We start from the raw sequence: 15,691 nt of genomic DNA on the forward strand, positions 1-15,691 counted from the left end.
CCCCCACGCGGCACTGTCCAGCGAGCCCGGATCCCGAACCGGGCACTCCCATGGACACCCCAACAGGACACCCCTAAGGATTCCAATGACCAACCCCATCACGGACCACACGGTCCCGGCCCAAGCGCATGCCACCGAGAAATCCCTCCACAAGGAGGACTCCGGCTACCACAAGGACCTGAAGCCGCGCCAGATCCAAATGATCGCGATCGGTGGCGCCATCGGCACCGGCCTGTTCCTGGGCGCCGGCGGCCGGCTCAACGCAGCTGGCCCGTCCCTCGTCATCGCCTACGCAGTCTGCGGCTTTTTCGCCTTCCTGATCCTTCGCGCACTCGGTGAACTCGTTCTGCACCGCCCGTCGTCGGGATCCTTCGTCTCCTACGCCCGTGAGTTCTATGGTGAGAAGGCAGCCTTCGTCTCGGGCTGGTTCTACTGGATCAACTGGGCCACCACCACGATTGTGGACATCACGGCGGCCGCGCTGTACATGAACTTCTTCGGAAAGTACGTCCCGTGGATGGGCGCCGTTCCGCAGTGGGCCTGGGCCCTGATCGCGTTGGTCGTCGTCCTGAGCCTCAACCTGGTGTCGGTGAAGGTCTTCGGCGAAATGGAGTTCTGGTTCGCGCTGATCAAGGTGGCCGCGCTGGTGGCCTTCCTCCTGGTTGGCACCTACTTTGTCATCTTCGGTACCCCTGTTGATGGCCAGACGGTCGGTTTCAGCCTCATCTCCGATAACGGCGGCATCTTCCCGAACGGCATCCTGCCAATGATCATCCTCATGCAGGGTGTGCTGTTCGCTTACGCTTCCATCGAGCTCGTGGGTACCGCTGCCGGTGAAACGCCCAACCCTGAGAAGATCATGCCCAAGGCCATCAACTCCGTGGTCTTCCGTATCGCAGTGTTCTACGTTGGCTCGGTCATCCTGCTCGCCCTGCTTCTCCCGTACACCTCGTACCAGAAGGGCGTCAGCCCGTTCGTGACGTTCTTCGGGTCCATCGGCGTCCAGGGCGTGGATGTCATCATGAACCTCGTGGTCCTCACCGCTGCCCTGTCGTCACTGAACGCCGGGCTCTACTCCACGGGCCGCATCCTTCGCTCCATGTCGGTGGCCGGTTCGGCCCCTAAGTTCGCACAGCGCATGAACAAGGCAGGCGTTCCTTACGGCGGCATCGCCATCACCGCCGGCGTCTCGCTCCTCGGTGTTCCGCTGAACTACCTCGTCCCGTCCGACGCCTTCGAAATCGTCCTTAACGTCGCCTCCGTAGGCATCATCGTCACCTGGGCCACCATCGTCCTGTGCCAGATGCAACTGAAACGCTGGTCCGACAAGGGCTGGGTGAAGCGCCCGTCCTTCCGGCTTTTCGGAGCTCCGTACACGGGTTGGCTGTCCTTGATCTTCCTTGCCGGCGTGCTGGTCATGGTGTTCATCGAGTCGCCGCTCACCATGCTGGTCACCGCAATCGCCTGTGGCCTCATGGTCTGGGGCTGGTTCCTGTGCCGCAAGCAGATCCATGAGCTTGCCGCCACCCGCGATGGTTACACCGGCAGCGCGCCGGTTATCGCCAACCGCCCCCTCCCGGGCGGCGACAGGTAACAAACGCCAACTCACGACGGCGGCACCCGGGTTCCTTACCAGCGGAACCCAGGTGCCGCCGTCGTAGCTTAACGCCCTTCGCGGCGTAAGCAGACATCCGATCATTGGTGGCTACTATTGGTCCATGGCTGTCACAGATGAGGCGATCGGCAAGATCAAGGACATGCTGATCCGTGGGGAACTCAAGGCCGGCGATCGACTTCCGCCGGAAAAGGAACTGAGCGAAAGGCTCGGACTTTCAAGGAGTTCACTGCGCGAAGCGGTCAAAGCCCTGGAGCTGATCCGCGTGCTGGACGTCCGCCGTGGCGATGGAACCTACGTGACCAGCCTCGACGCCAAACTCCTCAACGAGGCCGTGGCGTTCGTGGTGGACCTGCACCAGGACCGGTCCATCCTTGAGCTCTTCGAGGTCCGACGAATCCTTGAACCGGCCACCGCACACTTGGCAGCCGGGAAAATCACCGCCGAAGATCTCAAGAGGCTTCGCGGCACCATGGATGGCATCGACGAGAACACGGACGTCGAGGAGCTCGTGGCCCACGACCTCGAGTTCCACAGCATCATCACGGCAGCCGCGGGAAACGACTACCTCGGCAGCCTCCTCGAAGCCCTGTCGAGCAGCACGGTGCGGGCCAGGATCTGGCGGGGGCTGACCCAGGAGAAGGCTGTCGCCCACACCCTGTCCGAGCATCGGGCCATCACGGACGCTTTGGAGCGCGGTGATGCGGAATTGGTGCGGGCATTGGCCACCGTGCACATCAGCGGCGTGGAGAACTGGTTGCGCCAGGCGCTCTAACCGCCGGACTGGGTGTCACCGCCAACGGCCGCCAGGGCGTCCCACAGCTCTTCGGGAACAGACTCCTCCATCCGCGCGGCGTTCGAGGCTACCTGTTCGGGAGAGGTCGCCCCGGCCGTCACGTTCACCACGGCCGGATGGCGCAGCGGGAACTGGAGCGCCGCCGTCGGAAGTTCCACCCCGAAGTCGCGGCAAACTTCCGCCAGGCGTCGCGCCCGCTCCAATACGTGTGGCGGCGCCTGATCGTAGTTGTAGTGCGCATCGTCCGGGACGTCTGCGCGGGCCAGGAGGCCTGAATTGTAGACGCCAACATTGACGACGCCGGTGCGGCGCTCCACACAGCGCTCCAGGAGCGGAACCGTGGGCTGCTCCAGTAGCGTGTATCGGCCAGCGAGCATGACGAGGTCCAGGTCGGCGGCCTCGACGCATTCCAATGCCGCCTCGGCCGAGTTGAGGCCAACGCCGATGGCTTTGACGACGCCTTCGGACCGTAGCTTTTCCAAAGCCGGCAGCCCTTGCGTGATTCCTTCCCGGAGATCGTGGACGTCGGCATCGTGGAGATAGGCGATGTCCACGTGGGTGAGGCCAAGCCGGTCCAGCGAATCCTCGATGCTGCGGCGAATCCCCGCCTCGGAGAAGTCCCACACGCGCTTGGCGGTAGCTGGAACGTCGAAGCCCTCCGGATCCTGGCCACCGGCGGCGTTCGGCTCGAGCAGCCGGCCCACCTTGGTGGAGATCACGAAGTCGTCCCTCGGCTTGTCCCGGAGGACCGCGCCCAACCGTTGCTCCGAGAGGCCCAAGCCGTAGTGCGGAGCCGTATCGAAGTAGCGGATGCCCGCGTCCCAAGCGGCGAGAACGGTGGCGAGGGCTTCCCCGTCCGGGATGGCCCGGTACAGGTTACCGATGCCCGCCCCGCCGAAGCCGAGCTTGCCGAGGTTCAGTGGTGTCAAGGCAACTCCCATACTTTGTGGATACCCCAATCCTCCCCCGGGCAAACCGCTAAGCGCGATCCGCCCGCTCACCCGGCTTCAGGAACAGTTCAATCACCGGAACCGCGACGTCGGGCCGCTGGACCGGGAGTTTCACGGTCAACGTTCCGGGAGGCTGGCCGCCAGGGGTCAAGTTCATTGCCTGCTGCTGGGGATCGACTTCACGGAGGAACACCTCGGAAGCGTCATTCAGCAACTGCGCGTACTCGACCTTGCCGGCCAGGCCCGGGAGATGGACGTACTCGAACGGCCACGCGAAGAGGTGCACGTAGAGCCGGTCACCGCGCTGCGTGTAGCGGGCATCCGGCGGGGCTGTGAATGCCGAGGCCCCGGCGCCGTAGATGGAGCGGGAGTGCAACGTCATCCACTCGCCAATTCCTTCCAGCGAGGCCAATGCCCGGGGATCGATGGCGCCCCTCCCTGTCGGGCCGACGTTCAGGAGCAGGTTGCCGCCCTTGGACACCCCGTCAACGAGCATCCGGATGAGCATGTCCACGGACTTGTAGTCGAGGTTGTCGCGGTCGTAGCCCCAGCTGCCATTGAGGGTCTGGCACGCCTCCCAGGTGACCGGGACGCCGTCGAGCATCATGGGGCCGGCGGGCTGGTACTGCTCCGGCGTGATGAAGTCTCCCGGTATATCCAGCCGGTCATTGACGATGATTCCGGGCTGCAACTCCCGCACCATAGCCAGCAGGGCCTCGGAATCCCAGTCCTTCCGGCCCTTGCCGCCCCAGAACTCCTCCTGCCCGAGCCCCGCGTAGGAGAAATCGAAAAACAGGTAGTCGATAGTGCCGTAGTTGCTCAGGAGCTCCCTCACTTGGCCATGCAGGTACTCCCGGTAGCGGGCCATGTCCCGTCCGCTGTTCAAACTCTCGACGTCGGGTGCGTTGCGTTGCGGGTGTACCCCGTCGATGGTGAAGTCCGGGTGGTGCCAGTCGATGAGCGAGTGGTAGAAACCGACTTTCAGTCCCTCGGCCCTGAGCGCTTCGACATACGGGGTGATCAGGTCCCGGCCGGCTGGCGTGTTGGTGGCCTTGTACTCGGTCAGCGCCGAGTCCCACAAGCAAAAGCCGTCATGGTGCTTGGTGGTGAGGACCACGTACTTCATACCCGCGGAACGGGCGACACGGGCCCATTCACGGGGATCGTAAAGATCCGGATCAAAGCGCCGGAAGTACTGTTCATAGGCTTCAACACTGATTTCCTCCCGGTTCATCACCCACTCATGCCGGGCAGGGAGCGCATAGAGTCCCCAGTGCACGAACATCCCCAAACGGGCCTCTTCAAACCATGGTGCGTGCTGGATCAACGGGTTTCCTTCCATGCAGGGCTGTTCGGAAAGCTGAGTATCACGGTGCTCATGCGGCTCCTGAGGTGCGTCCGGATTCCCACCGACACTAAACATCTGATGTATTACTTGTCAACGGGTCACATTTCCGAAGCAGGGACGACCCCAGCACACTAGAGTTCGGATGTTAGTCCCGAACGCACGGAGGAAGCCATGACCTTGAAATTCGCCAGGCTGGGCACAGCCGGAAACGAACAACCGGCAGTCATCGCCCAGGACGCCGACGGAACCGAGAAATACTTCAGCCTCGCGGCCCTGACCAACGACGTCGACGGCGGTTTCCTCGCCTCGGACGGCATCGCACGCACCCGTAAGGCCCTGAACAAAGGCGAACTCCCCGAAATCTCTGCGGTGGGCCTTCGCGTCGGTGCACCCGTGGCCCGGCCCGGCTCCGTGGTGGCCATCGGCCTGAACTACACCGCCCACGCAGCCGAATCCGGCGCAACTCCGCCCGAGGAGCCCGTGGTGTTCCTCAAGCCGAGCAACACCATAGTCGGCCCTTTCGACGCCGCCCCCATCCCGCCGTCGTCGGAAAAGTACGACTACGAAGTGGAACTGGCAATCGTGATCGGCCGGGAAGCGTCATACCTTTCCTCCCCTGAGGAGGCGGACAACTGCATCGCAGGCTACGCCGTAGCCAATGATCTCTCCGAGCGCGACTACCAAATCCCGGGCGCAGCCGGACAATGGACCAAGGGCAAATCCCTGCCTGCTTCCACTCCCCTGGGCCCGTGGCTGGTACCCGCCACCGACATCGACCCGGACAACCTGCGCCTCCGGACCCTGGTCAACGGCGAATCCCGCCAGGACTCCAGCACCTCGGACATGATCTTCGACCCCGCCACGATCGTCCACCACCTCAGCCAGTACATGGTCCTTGAACCCGGCGACGTCATCATCACGGGAACGCCCGAAGGAGTAGCCATGTCCGGTCGGTTCCCCTTCATCCAGCCCGGTGACGTGGTGGAGGTGGAAATTGAGGGCCTGGGACGCCAGCGCCAGGAGTACTTCCGGGTCACGGCACGCAGCACCCCAGGAGTGCGGTTGCATCCCGTTTCGTAACGCAACGGGGGCGCAACCTTCGGCAGCAGTGATTCGCCTATGCTCAACTCCAAGGAATCAACGGCGATCCACCGAGGAGTTATGAGCATGACGAACTGGCGAATCAGGGACTTCCACTCGTCCGATCTGGACGGCATCCTGCACCTCTGGGAGTCGCTCAAAGCTGACGGTGTTGAACCCGTGTACGCACTGTCGGAGGTCCTCGCCTCCTGCGAGAAGGACCACGCGGTGGTTGCTGTTCAGGGCGATCAGGTGGTGGGTGCCGCCGTCGGACGCGCCGCCCACGACCAAGGCTGGATCGTATTCCTCGCCACCCTGACCGAGTTCCGCGGCCGCGGCATCGGCACCTCACTGCTGTCCGCCGTCGAAAACCGCATGGCCCCGCACGGGCTCAACAAGCTCTCCGCACTGATGCCGGAAACGGAAACGCGCGTCGAGGCGTTCCTGGGCCGCGGCTTCGTCGTCAAGAAGAACCTGCGCTACTTCGAACGGACCATCCCGGTGCAACGCCAGGAACTCGGCGCGCTCGGGCTGCTTGGCGGGCGCATCTTGGCCCGTGATCTCTGGGAGAACGTCGCAGGCATGCGGCGGGAGAAGGAACTCCTGGAGCGCCGGCTGGTGCTGCCGTTGGCCGAAGCAGACCTCGCCGACGAATACGGCGTCGTGCCCCCGCGCGCAGTGGTGCTGTTCGGTCCGCCGGGCACCGGCAAGACTACCTTCGCCAAGGCCATCGCCTCCCGGCTGGAGTGGCCGTTCGTGGAAGTCTTCCCCTCCCGTTTGGCCTCCGACCCCAAAGGCCTGGCCGGGGCACTGCGCGAAACGTTCCTGGAAATCGCCGAGCTCGAGCACGCGGTCGTGTTCATCGACGAGGTCGAAGAGATCGCCTCGCAGCGTGCCGGCGATCCGCCGTCGCCGCTGCAGGGCGTCACCAACGAGCTCCTCAAAATCATCCCGGCCTTCCGCGAACAACCCGGCCGGCTCCTGGTGTGCGCCACCAACTTCATCCGCGCCCTGGACACCGCGTTCCTGCGCCACGGCCGGTTCGACTACGTCATCCCTATCGGCCTGCCGGACGTGCACGCCCGCGAGGCAATGTGGCAACGCTTCATCCCAGCCACGGTGGTGGATTCGGTGGACATTTCTTTGTTGGTGTCGAGGACGGAGGGGTTCTCGCCCGCGGACATCGAGTTCGCTGCCCGCAGCGCCTCCCAGCGCGCGTTGGAAAAAGCCGTGTACGACGACGGTGCGGCTTCGGGTGGGGCGAACGGACGGAAAGGACCTGTCACGCAGGACTACCTCGACGCAATCGCCGACACCCGCACTACCGTCAGCGCCGAGGTCCACCAGGACTTCCTGGAAGACATCGACGCCCTGGGCCGCGTCTAGGCCGAGCCACCCGCTGAGGTCGCGGCAACGGTAATCTTTGAGCCATGTCCACAAACCCACTTCGCCATGCCCTGTCCACCATGGGCGGCCGCGATCCCCGCGAGAAACACCGCACAGCCACACCGCTTGAGCTGTTTTTCGACCTGACATTTGTGATCGCCTTCGGTGTTGCCGGCAACCAGTTCGCGCATGCCGTCGCCGAGGCGCATTTCGGCGCTGGCCTGCTGGGTTTCAGCTTCGCGATGTTCGCCGTGATTTGGGCCTGGATCAACTTCACCTGGTTCGCCAGCGCCTACGACACGGATGACTGGGTGTTCCGCGTGGTCACTATGGTGCAAATGGTGGGCGTCTTGATCCTGGCCATGGGTATCGAACCGATGTTCCACTCGATTGTCGCCGGGGATCACGTGGACAACGTGGCCATCCTTATCGGCTACATCATCATGCGCGTAGCTTTGATCTTCCAATGGCTGCGCGCTGCCCGCCAGGACCCGGAACGCCGCGAGACATGCCTCCGTTACGCGAAGTACTTGGCGGTTGTCCAGGTCGGCTGGGTCCTTGCCCTGGTGATCGAAACGGATGTGCTCACCACGTTCCTGATGGCCGCTCCCCTCTTCGTGCTGGAGATGGCGACGCCCTACTTCGCCGAACGCAGGATCCGTACGCCCTGGCACGCCCACCACATCGCGGAAAGGTACGGGCTCTTGGCCATCATTGCCTTGGGAGAGTGCTTGATCGGGGCCATCGAAACCCTGCGCGCCATCGTCGCCACCCACGGCTGGTCGGTGGATGCTGCGCTGGTTGGTTTCAGCGGTACCGGGTTGGCGTTCGCCATGTGGTGGATCTACTTCATCCTCCCCGCAGGCCCTGCCCTTCATCTGCAGCGGCACCGCTCCTGGGTCTTCGGCTACGGGCACATGATCATTTTCGCGGCCATCGCAGCCACCGGCGCAGGGCTCCATATTGCGGCCTACTTCATCGACCACGAAGCCCAGGTCCCGGCGGCCGGAGCCGTGGCATCGATCGCCATCCCGATCATCCTTTTCAAGGTTTCACTCACCACGCTCTACAGCATCATGCTCGGCCGTGACCGCGACCTGCTGGTGAGCACGGCCGTAGTAGTCCTTGCCTTGGCGGGAAGCATTGCCATGGCCGCAGCTGGGGCTTCCGTGCCTCTGTGCATGCTGGAAATGATGGCGGTGATGGGCCTGTCCATCGCGTTCGACGAACGACGCGGGCACAAGGGCCGGGCCGCTGCACTTCGGCGGCTCGAAGCGGCCGCCGGCTGACGCGTTGCGGGGCCTGCTCTGCACCCCAAATCGCCTTCATAGCGTGCAGAGCGGGCCCCGCAACGGCAGGTCAGCCTATTCGGGAACGATCTCGTCCAGCTCCTGGAGCAGGTACGGGTTGATCCGCTGCAGGATCAGCTCCACTTCCTTCCGGGGAACGGCCGTGTACAGGACCGGACGGGCATCGGCGTACCGCGTTGTGGGCGGCTTGTCAGGCCACTTTTCCGCGAGCGCCCTGACCCTTTCAGGCAGCGAGTTGTGTGCGTTGTCGGCGATTTTCACCAACGTGGCGTCGTGGTCCTCCGCTACGAAGCGTATGCCGGCGTCGTAGTCGTCCGGATTGTCGTGGAAGCGACGGGTGACGCGTTCGATGATGTCCACGGCACGCTCGGACACCCCCATGTCCAGCAGGGCTTGCCTGGTGATGGGGGTGTCCTCGGCGATGTCGTGAAGGTAGCCGGCGATCTGGATGTCCTCGTCAAAATCCGCGAGCGCGTCGCCAACGGCCAGGACATGCTCGCGATACGGGCGCTTGAGCTTGTCCTTCTGCCGGTTGTGGGCCACCTCTGCCAGGACTTGGGCGGTCTCTACGGTGAAGCGTGGTTCGGTCATGTTGGCCTTCGGATGGGTGGGGTGCCGATGATGCTCGGCCCTGTCTTCAGGCTAACTGCTCCGCCGCAGGGAGGACACCGGAGGTTCCGTTGCGAAGGGCCCGCGTCAGTCCTGGACAGCCCGCGCCGCGATGGCAACGGTGACGGCCCTGGGCAGTCGCTGCGCGAAACCGGCCGCGATGCGGTTGGCCCAGCCGGAAACCACGCTTCCTGGCGTGCCCTTGCGATCAAGTGCCTTCAGTGCGGTTCCAACGACCTGTTCGGAGGACTGCATGCGGCCTGCTGCTGCGGACTGGCTTCCCACGACGTCGAAGAACTCCGTGCTGGTCGCCCCGGGGCACAGGGCAAGCACGTTGAGCCCGGAATCCTTGGTTTCATGGGCAACGGCTTCCGTGAAACTGAGCACGAACGCTTTGGTGGCTCCGTACACTGCCATGCCGGGGATGGGCTGGAACGCGGCCGTGCTGGCCACGTTGACCAAGGCCCCGGTTCCGGAGGCGAGCAAGCCGGGAAGGAATGAACGGGTGATATCAACAAGCGCAGCCACGTTGAGGGCTATTTCGGAGGCAATGACATCCGGCTCTTCCTCAACGAACGGCGAGTGGGTTCCGAAGCCTGCGTTATTGATCAGCGTGTCCACGGCGATCCCACGGCTGCTGACTTCCTCGAACAGTTCTTTGCCAACGCCGGGGCGGCCCAGGTCCATGGGAAGTACCGTGACGGTGACGCCGTGCTTGGCGCGGAGTTCCTTTGCCAGCTCTTCCATCCGGTCCGCACGTCGCGCGACCAGGACGAGGCCGGCACCCCGGGCAGCAAACTGTCGGGCGAACTCGGCGCCGAGTCCTGAGCTTGCGCCCGTGATGAGCGCCGTGGTGCCTTTGTAGGTCATGGTCATGGTGGGTTCCGATCGATTGGATGGGTAACTGAAGTAGTCGGTGTCTACATGGTAGGCAGTGCCTACTTTGTTGTCAATGACTACTTTCATTTAGACTTGAAGCATGACCCAGCAGCCCTACCATCACGGAAAGCTCCGCGAGGCCCTGCTGGAGCGCGCCATGGAATCCATCGAGGACGTTGGTGTGGATGGCTTATCCCTGCGCCAGTTGGCGCGGGAGATGAACGTCAGCCACGGCGCGCCGGCCAAGCATTTTCGTGACAAGCAGGCCCTGATCGACGCCCTGGCCCTGGCCGGCTTTGAATTGATGAACAACCTCATCAGTAACGCCTCGCAAACCGGCCTCGGGCTTCGGAGCCGTTTTGTCGGCGTCGGAAAGGCGTACGTGGAGTTCGCTGTTGCCCACCCGGCCCTCCTGACGGTCATGTATTCCAGCAAGCACCATCCGGATTCCAGCGCCGAACTGAGAAGCACGGCAGAACAGGGAATCCATGTAGCCCAAGCCATGATCGTTGAAGGCCAGAACGCCGGAGAGTTGGCCGAAGGCGACCCCGGGACGTTGGCAATGGTGTGCTTCGTCAGCCTGCACGGAGCGGCCGTTCTTGCCGCAGGGAATCACCTGGACGGCACAACCGTGGACGACATCGTGAACGCCACCACGGACACCCTGTGGGCCGGAATGGCAGCCGGCGTGCACGCAGCGAAGCTCACGCACTAGCTTTCCTGCGCGGCGCGTCCCTTGATCGCCTGGCGCACGGCTGAACTCAACAGGAAGTTGCGGCAGCCCACTCCCCCGGGCTCGGCCTGCTGCGGCACGTATCCAAAGCCGAGTTCATACACAGGGTCCGCGAACCCCAGAGATGCGCTGGCGCCGTCGTGCCCGAAAGCGCGGTAACTGCCGAAGGGCATCCGGGTGTGCGACTTCATGAAAACAGTGGCAAAGCAACCAGTCTCCCCAACACGCGGTCGATGCCGAACACCTGCTCAGCTGTCACCGTACGGATGGTTTCCTCCGTCAGGAAGGGGCCGACGGCGGGCTGGCCGCCACCCGCTGTGGCGTCACCGTCCACAGCCAAACCGGTCAGCGCGGCAGCATAAATTCTGGCCATACCATCGGCGCTGGCGACAACCGCCGCGGAGCTCAGCCCCGCGGCCCGCACTTCCGGGATGTTCGGCAGGTCCAGAATGTCGCCCACTGCAGAATTCGCCGCCAGGCCGAAGTGGCTGGCAGGATCCACCCACGGCCACGACGGATCCGCGGCCCACCGGAAACGCGCAAACTTGGCGTCGTCGGTTTCCGGCAGACCCAAGTAGAAGTCCGCACCCGCAAGAGACCGGATTCGCTGCTCGAAGACCTGCTGCAGCGTGTAACCAGTGATGCGACGGCACAGCTCTTCCATGAAGATCCCGATGGTGAGCGCGTGGTAACCGAAGGCGGCCCCTGGCTTCCATAGCGGAGCAAGCGCTGCCAGCTTGGCCGCAGCGAGTTCAGAGTTGTTGACCTCCGCCAGAGTCAGTCCGCCTTCCACCCCCAGGAGCCCGGCCTGGTGGGACAGCAGCTGCGCGACGGTGATGGACTCCTTGCCTTGCGCACCAAACTCGGGCCAGTACTTGACCACCTCCGCGTCAAGATCCAGCACGCCATCCTGCACCAGCAACGCGATCACCAATCCAGCCATACCTTTTGAACAGGAGAAGACTCCGGTGACCGAATCAGGCCGGATGTGCGGACCGCCGCTGAGGTCCAGCACCTTAACGCCCCGATGGTAGGCCGCCACCTGCGCGGAATACTCGGAATCCTGGTCAAGGAAACGACCGAAGAGCTCGGCAACTGGTTCGAAACCCGGGGCGATCACTTGAGAGTGCATCCAGACAGCCTACTGGGACTGCGCTTCAGGCTGCGGGAGTTTTCCACACCCACGGCTCCCGGGGCAGCCGTGTGGGGTCGAAAAACGGGAGCGCACCCTGCAATGGACCTGCCGGCAGGCCGAGTGAATCGAGTATCAGGTCGCGAACACGTTCGGCAGGGATTCCGACGGCGGCGAGCTCGCCCAGCGTCACCGCGCCGTCGCGCTTGGCCAGCCTCACGCCGTCGTGGTTTACCACCAACGGAACGTGGGCATATTCGGGTACTGGCACGCCAAGCAGCGTGGCCAGGTACGCCTGACGCGGGGTGGACGGGAGGAGGTCGTCGCCGCGGACCACTTGGTCGATTCCCTGCTCGGCGTCGTCCACCACAACGGCCAGGTTATAGGCGGTGACGCCATCGTTCCGACGGAGCACAAAGTCGTCCACCATGCCCACGAATTTCCCGCTCAACTGATCCTCAACAGCCCATTCGGCAACGTCCGACCGCAGGCGTATGGACGCCGGACGCGAGGCCCTGCGGATCTCCTTTTCGGCGTGCGACAGCTCCCGGCACGTCCCCGGATAAGCGCCCTGCGGAGCGTGCGGGGCCGAGGGAGCCTCCTGGATTTCCCGGCGCGTGCAGAAGCACTCGTAGGTGCGGCCTTCGGCAGTCAGCCGGGCGATCGCGTCATCGTAGAGAGCCGTACGCTCGGTCTGGCGTACGACGGCGGCGTCCCACCTTACGCCGATGGCCTCCAGGTCGCGGAGCTGCTCAGCCTCCGCACCGGACCGCGCGCGGTCAAGGTCCTCGACGCGCAGCAGGAACGTCCGGGCAGTGGATTTTGCGTAGAGCCAGGCAAGGACCGCAGTACGAAGGTTGCCGACGTGCAGTTCGCCCGAAGGGCTCGGGGCGAAGCGTCCAGCGGAAGTCATGGTCCAAGCCTATGCGGCGGGGCGCGCGGGCCAGGCAAAGCAAGAGCCCCTCAGCTACCGCAACGATCCGGTGGCTCAGGGGCTCTTACTTGCTGCCCAAACGAACGGGCGAGTGGTGAATGACAATGCTGTGAACAAGAGTCAATCAGCGGCTGCTTCCTTGCGGGAAACCTGTACAGGGCTCCGGGTGGTGTTCCGGGTGCCTTGGCGCCGTGCCGGGATCAGCGGTAGCTTCTCCCTGCTTCGTTGCCACCATTTCAGCAGAAGGCATACAGTTGGAGCAACAGACAGTGACTTGATTGGTCGATTTGACCAGTCGGGCCAGGCTAAGACGGCAGGAAGTGGTCACTTTGCAGGAACTGGATGCGACGGACCGCCGAATCCTCGCCGCACTGGACGAAGACCCGAGGGTCCCCATCATGGTGCTTGCCCAAAAGTTGCACCTTGCCCGCGGGACCGTTCAGTCCCGACTTGAACGAATGAGCGCGTCCGGAGCCCTGCGAGCCAACAGCAGCCGCGTCCTTCCATCGGCGCTGGGTCGCGGAGTTGCAGCCGCGGTCAGTGCCGAACTCGACCAAAGCCACCTGAACGAAGCCATCGCCGCGCTCCGGAAGATCCCCGAAGTCCTGGAATGCCATGCGCCCGCAGGCGACACCGACCTCATCATCCGGGTTGTCGCCAAAAGCCCCGACGATCTGTACCGCGTTTCCGAGGAAATCCGGCTGTGTCCGGGGATTGTGCGCACCTCTACCAGCATGTTCCTCAGGGAAGTGATTCCGTACAGGACAACCGGCTTGTTGTCGGACTAGTCCTAGACGGGAGGCCCGACGTTGGTCTTCAGATTCTTCATGACCAGCGTTGACGTCAGCCGTTCCACCGCTGGCAGTGCCGCAAGTTCGTCGTCGTAAAAGCGCTGGTAGGCGGGCAGGTCGGCGGCAATGACTTTCAGCAGATAGTCCGGGGAGCCGAACAGGCGCTGGGCCTCAACGATGTTGGGGCTCGCCGCAACGCGCTCTTCGAACTCCGCCATGATGGTGCGCTCAACCTGGCGCAGGGTGACGAAGACAATAGCCTCAAACCCCAGCCCCAGCGCCGCGGGATCGATGTCCGCACGATACCCACGAATCACCCCCGAGGACTCCAGGTCCCGGAGACGTCGGTGGCATGGCGCCACGGTCAAACCCACCTTCGAGGCGAGAGCCGTCGCAGTCATTCTTCCGTCTTCACGAAGCTGGCGCAAAATACTTCTATCGATTCCGTCAATCACGCAAATATCTTACTCAGAACAGCAGCGACTGAGCTAAATAAGCGAACACTTTTGGCCCGAATTTGCCTAGAGTTTTCCTAGCTCAACAACCCTTGGAGAAAACCGTGAATCCGCAGCTGTTCCTCGCCTTCATCCTCGTTGCGGTCACCCTGGCCTGCACCCCGGGCGTCGACTGGGCTTACTCCATTTCCGCCGGACTGCGCCAGCGCAGCTTTGTCCCGGCAGTGGCCGGATTGTGCAGCGGGTACGTCATCCATACCGTGCTGATGGCGGCAGGGTTGGCCGCACTCCTGGCGGGTGTACCGGGGCTGCTGGGCTGGCTCACCGTCGCCGGAGCCGCCTACCTGCTGTGGCTTGGCGTCGCAACCATCCGGTCGTGGCGAGGTGCCAGCTTCAGTGGGGAAGCCGGCGTCGTGCATTCCGCCAACCCGCTCCGGACGTTCCTGCAGGGAATGGGCACCAGCGGCATCAACCCCAAAGGCCTGCTGTTCTTCGTGGCGCTGGTGCCGCAGTTCGTGAGCCCCGAAGCAGCACTTCCCGTCCCCGTCCAGTCCGGCCTGCTCGGCCTGACCTTCGTGTTCCTTGCTGCAGTGGTCTACACAGCGGTTGCCTTGACCTCCCGGAAGCTGCTGGCGTCACGGCCTGGCGCAGCCAAGGTGGTCACCCTGGTCAGCGGGATCATCATGATCGGGCTGGGGGCAGTGCTATTGTCCGAACAGCTCATTCCCCTGCTGGTCCAGGCGTGGGCCAGCGCTTCAGCCTAGGCAGAAAGCAACTCGTCGAGCCGCTCATAGCCCTCGATCACGCCGTAATTCATGCCGGTCGCCAGCGCCATATCCCGTGCTTCCACTGAGGGGTAGACCTCGTGGGCGACTATCCGGGTCCGCCCATCCACTTCCTCGAACGTGGTGGTGCTGATGCCCACCTGGTCCGGGGCGCCGTCGAATTCGAAGGTCATGATGATCAGCGCGTCAGGGTCTACCTTGTGGAAGACACCCCGGAAGGAAAACGGGTTGTTGCCATCGCCGCTCTCGTACCGCCAACTGCCGCCTGTCACCGCATTGTATTCCGTGACGTTCATGGTGGTGCTGCGCGGTCCCAGCCATTTGACCAGGAGGTCGGGGTCCACGTGGGCCTTGAAGACCGCGCTGACCGGGGCATCGAATTCGCGGACTGTGTCAACGAACGGGACACCGTCGTCAGCGGTGATGGTGGTTGGATTGCTCATGTCAGTTCCTCTTCCCTATTTCTCCGCAGCTCCCGTGGGACCATCGCTGGCCAGGAGTTCGTCGAGCAGCCGGAACCGACGCTCGGCGATCAGCCGGTACTGGTCCAGCCAGGCCGTCAACCGCTCAAGGGCTGCGGCGTCGAGGTGAACGGGGCGGCGCTGAGCGTCGCGTGAACGCGTCACCAACCCCGCATGCTCGAGGACCTGGATGTGCTTGGAAACCGCTTGTTTAGTAATGGCGAAAGGTTCTGCGAGTTCATTGACGGTGGCGTCACTGCGGGAAAGGCGGGCCACGATTGCCCGCCGCACGGGGTCAGCCAAGGCCATGAAGGCCCTGTCCAACGCGTCGGGCCCCAGTTCTGCCGGGTCCATACCCACTCAACCTTTCGTAATCAACCTATGGCTTTATCAACCTCAAGGTTGATTACAACATTACGCCTCTACC

General features: G+C 63.6%; 16 protein-coding genes and 1 pseudogene. 8 read left to right on the top strand and 9 right to left on the bottom strand.

Annotated features, from left to right (window positions below):
* Positions 1–85: 85 nt before the first annotated feature.
* Positions 86–1,594: an amino acid permease gene (locus QRM57_RS11275; protein WP_257370815.1), complete on the top strand. Its 1,509-nt coding sequence runs from the start codon at positions 86–88 to the stop codon at positions 1,592–1,594.
* Positions 1,595–1,718: 124 nt separating this feature from the next.
* Complete coding sequence (locus QRM57_RS11280; RefSeq protein WP_284986645.1) at positions 1,719–2,390, top strand: FadR/GntR family transcriptional regulator; 672 nt, start codon at positions 1,719–1,721, stop codon at positions 2,388–2,390.
* On the opposite strand, the gene QRM57_RS11285 is transcribed toward QRM57_RS11280, so the two are convergent.
* Entirely contained in the window at positions 2,387–3,352 is a 966-nt protein-coding gene (locus QRM57_RS11285) for an aldo/keto reductase (RefSeq protein ID WP_284986646.1), read from the bottom strand. The two genes, QRM57_RS11280 and QRM57_RS11285, sit on opposite strands and share 4 nt — an antisense overlap.
* Positions 3,353–3,389: 37 nt before the next feature.
* Positions 3,390–4,688, bottom strand: a complete 1,299-nt coding sequence (locus QRM57_RS11290; protein ID WP_284986647.1) for an alpha-L-fucosidase — start codon at positions 4,686–4,688, stop codon at positions 3,390–3,392.
* 192 nt (positions 4,689–4,880) lie between these two features.
* Here QRM57_RS11290 and QRM57_RS11295 point away from each other — a divergent pair, with 192 nt between their 5' ends.
* The 3 genes from QRM57_RS11295 to QRM57_RS11305 all read left to right on the top strand — a co-directional run bounded on the left by QRM57_RS11295 (position 4,881) and on the right by QRM57_RS11305 (position 8,464).
* Positions 4,881–5,789 carry a fumarylacetoacetate hydrolase family protein gene (locus QRM57_RS11295; RefSeq protein ID WP_284986648.1) on the top strand — a complete coding sequence of 303 codons (909 nt, stop codon included), beginning with the start codon at positions 4,881–4,883 and terminating at the stop codon, positions 5,787–5,789.
* An 87-nt stretch (positions 5,790–5,876) separates the two neighbouring features.
* The gene (locus tag QRM57_RS11300) at positions 5,877–7,175 is read left to right on the top strand and encodes an ATP-binding protein (RefSeq protein WP_284986650.1); all 1,299 of its coding nucleotides are present in this window, start codon (positions 5,877–5,879) and stop codon (positions 7,173–7,175) included.
* Between the two features lie 44 nt (positions 7,176–7,219).
* A complete protein-coding gene (locus QRM57_RS11305; protein WP_284986652.1) occupies positions 7,220–8,464 on the top strand; it encodes a low temperature requirement protein A in 1,245 nt (414 codons plus the stop codon).
* Positions 8,465–8,539: 75 nt separating this feature from the next.
* Here the strand turns inward: QRM57_RS11305 and QRM57_RS11310 are convergent, their stop codons facing one another.
* Together QRM57_RS11310 and QRM57_RS11315 are read right to left on the bottom strand one after the other, a co-directional pair.
* Positions 8,540–9,076, bottom strand: a complete 537-nt coding sequence (locus QRM57_RS11310; RefSeq protein ID WP_284986653.1) for a phosphohydrolase — start codon at positions 9,074–9,076, stop codon at positions 8,540–8,542.
* Positions 9,077–9,181: 105 nt separating this feature from the next.
* Positions 9,182–10,060: an SDR family NAD(P)-dependent oxidoreductase gene (locus tag QRM57_RS11315; RefSeq protein WP_284986654.1), complete on the bottom strand. Its 879-nt coding sequence runs from the start codon at positions 10,058–10,060 to the stop codon at positions 9,182–9,184.
* A gap of 13 nt (positions 10,061–10,073) precedes the next feature.
* Here QRM57_RS11315 and QRM57_RS11320 point away from each other — a divergent pair, with 13 nt between their 5' ends.
* Complete coding sequence (locus QRM57_RS11320; RefSeq protein ID WP_284986656.1) at positions 10,074–10,688, top strand: TetR/AcrR family transcriptional regulator; 615 nt, start codon at positions 10,074–10,076, stop codon at positions 10,686–10,688.
* Here the strand turns inward: QRM57_RS11320 and QRM57_RS11325 are convergent.
* Both QRM57_RS11325 and gluQRS read right to left on the bottom strand, forming a co-directional pair.
* Positions 10,685–11,838: pseudogene (locus QRM57_RS11325) on the bottom strand (serine hydrolase domain-containing protein). The gene QRM57_RS11320 and the pseudogene QRM57_RS11325 sit on opposite strands and share 4 nt — an antisense overlap.
* 25 nt (positions 11,839–11,863) lie before the next feature.
* Positions 11,864–12,751 carry a tRNA glutamyl-Q(34) synthetase GluQRS gene (gene gluQRS, locus QRM57_RS11330; RefSeq protein WP_284986658.1) on the bottom strand — a complete coding sequence of 296 codons (888 nt, stop codon included), beginning with the start codon at positions 12,749–12,751 and terminating at the stop codon, positions 11,864–11,866.
* A gap of 350 nt (positions 12,752–13,101) precedes the next feature.
* On the opposite strand from gluQRS, the gene QRM57_RS11335 reads away from it, so the two are divergent.
* On the top strand, positions 13,102–13,560 hold the full coding sequence (locus QRM57_RS11335) for an Lrp/AsnC family transcriptional regulator (RefSeq protein WP_284986767.1): 459 nt from the start codon (positions 13,102–13,104) through the stop codon (positions 13,558–13,560).
* 2 nt (positions 13,561–13,562) lie between these two features.
* Here the strand turns inward: QRM57_RS11335 and QRM57_RS11340 are convergent, their stop codons facing one another.
* The gene (locus tag QRM57_RS11340; RefSeq protein ID WP_284986659.1) at positions 13,563–14,018 is read right to left on the bottom strand and encodes an Lrp/AsnC family transcriptional regulator; all 456 of its coding nucleotides are present in this window, start codon (positions 14,016–14,018) and stop codon (positions 13,563–13,565) included.
* 104 nt (positions 14,019–14,122) lie between these two features.
* Between QRM57_RS11340 and QRM57_RS11345 the strand changes: the two genes are divergently transcribed.
* Positions 14,123–14,782, top strand: coding sequence for a LysE family translocator (locus tag QRM57_RS11345; protein ID WP_284986660.1), 660 nt, complete (start codon positions 14,123–14,125; stop codon positions 14,780–14,782).
* Here QRM57_RS11345 and QRM57_RS11350 read toward each other — a convergent pair.
* Positions 14,779–15,246, bottom strand: coding sequence for an SRPBCC family protein (locus QRM57_RS11350; RefSeq protein ID WP_284986662.1), 468 nt, complete (start codon positions 15,244–15,246; stop codon positions 14,779–14,781). The two genes, QRM57_RS11345 and QRM57_RS11350, sit on opposite strands and share 4 nt — an antisense overlap.
* Before the next feature lie 15 nt (positions 15,247–15,261).
* The gene (locus QRM57_RS11355) at positions 15,262–15,618 is read right to left on the bottom strand and encodes an ArsR/SmtB family transcription factor (RefSeq protein ID WP_284986663.1); all 357 of its coding nucleotides are present in this window, start codon (positions 15,616–15,618) and stop codon (positions 15,262–15,264) included.
* Positions 15,619–15,691 lie beyond the last annotated feature (73 nt).

The sequence above is a fragment of the Arthrobacter sp. fls2-241-R2A-172 genome, from assembly GCF_030208885.1.
Lineage (GTDB): Bacteria > Actinomycetota > Actinomycetes > Actinomycetales > Micrococcaceae > Arthrobacter.

Excerpts from the sequence above, each read along its gene's own strand:
- QRM57_RS11355 (WP_284986663.1), bottom strand. The coding sequence starts at position 15,618 with ATGGACCCGGCAGAACTGGGGCCCGACGCGTTGGACAGGGCCTTCATG.
- QRM57_RS11300 (WP_284986650.1), top strand. The coding sequence starts at position 5,877 with ATGACGAACTGGCGAATCAGGGACTTCCACTCGTCCGATCTGGACGGC.
- QRM57_RS11350 (WP_284986662.1), bottom strand. The coding sequence starts at position 15,246 with ATGAGCAATCCAACCACCATCACCGCTGACGACGGTGTCCCGTTCGTT.
- QRM57_RS11275 (WP_257370815.1), top strand. The coding sequence starts at position 86 with ATGACCAACCCCATCACGGACCACACGGTCCCGGCCCAAGCGCATGCC.
- QRM57_RS11280 (WP_284986645.1), top strand. The coding sequence starts at position 1,719 with ATGGCTGTCACAGATGAGGCGATCGGCAAGATCAAGGACATGCTGATC.
- QRM57_RS11295 (WP_284986648.1), top strand. The coding sequence starts at position 4,881 with ATGACCTTGAAATTCGCCAGGCTGGGCACAGCCGGAAACGAACAACCG.
- gluQRS (WP_284986658.1), bottom strand. The coding sequence starts at position 12,751 with ATGACTTCCGCTGGACGCTTCGCCCCGAGCCCTTCGGGCGAACTGCAC.
- QRM57_RS11305 (WP_284986652.1), top strand. The coding sequence starts at position 7,220 with ATGTCCACAAACCCACTTCGCCATGCCCTGTCCACCATGGGCGGCCGC.
- QRM57_RS11315 (WP_284986654.1), bottom strand. The coding sequence starts at position 10,060 with ATGAAAGTAGTCATTGACAACAAAGTAGGCACTGCCTACCATGTAGAC.
- QRM57_RS11310 (WP_284986653.1), bottom strand. The coding sequence starts at position 9,076 with ATGACCGAACCACGCTTCACCGTAGAGACCGCCCAAGTCCTGGCAGAG.
- QRM57_RS11320 (WP_284986656.1), top strand. The coding sequence starts at position 10,074 with ATGACCCAGCAGCCCTACCATCACGGAAAGCTCCGCGAGGCCCTGCTG.
- QRM57_RS11285 (WP_284986646.1), bottom strand. The coding sequence starts at position 3,352 with ATGGGAGTTGCCTTGACACCACTGAACCTCGGCAAGCTCGGCTTCGGC.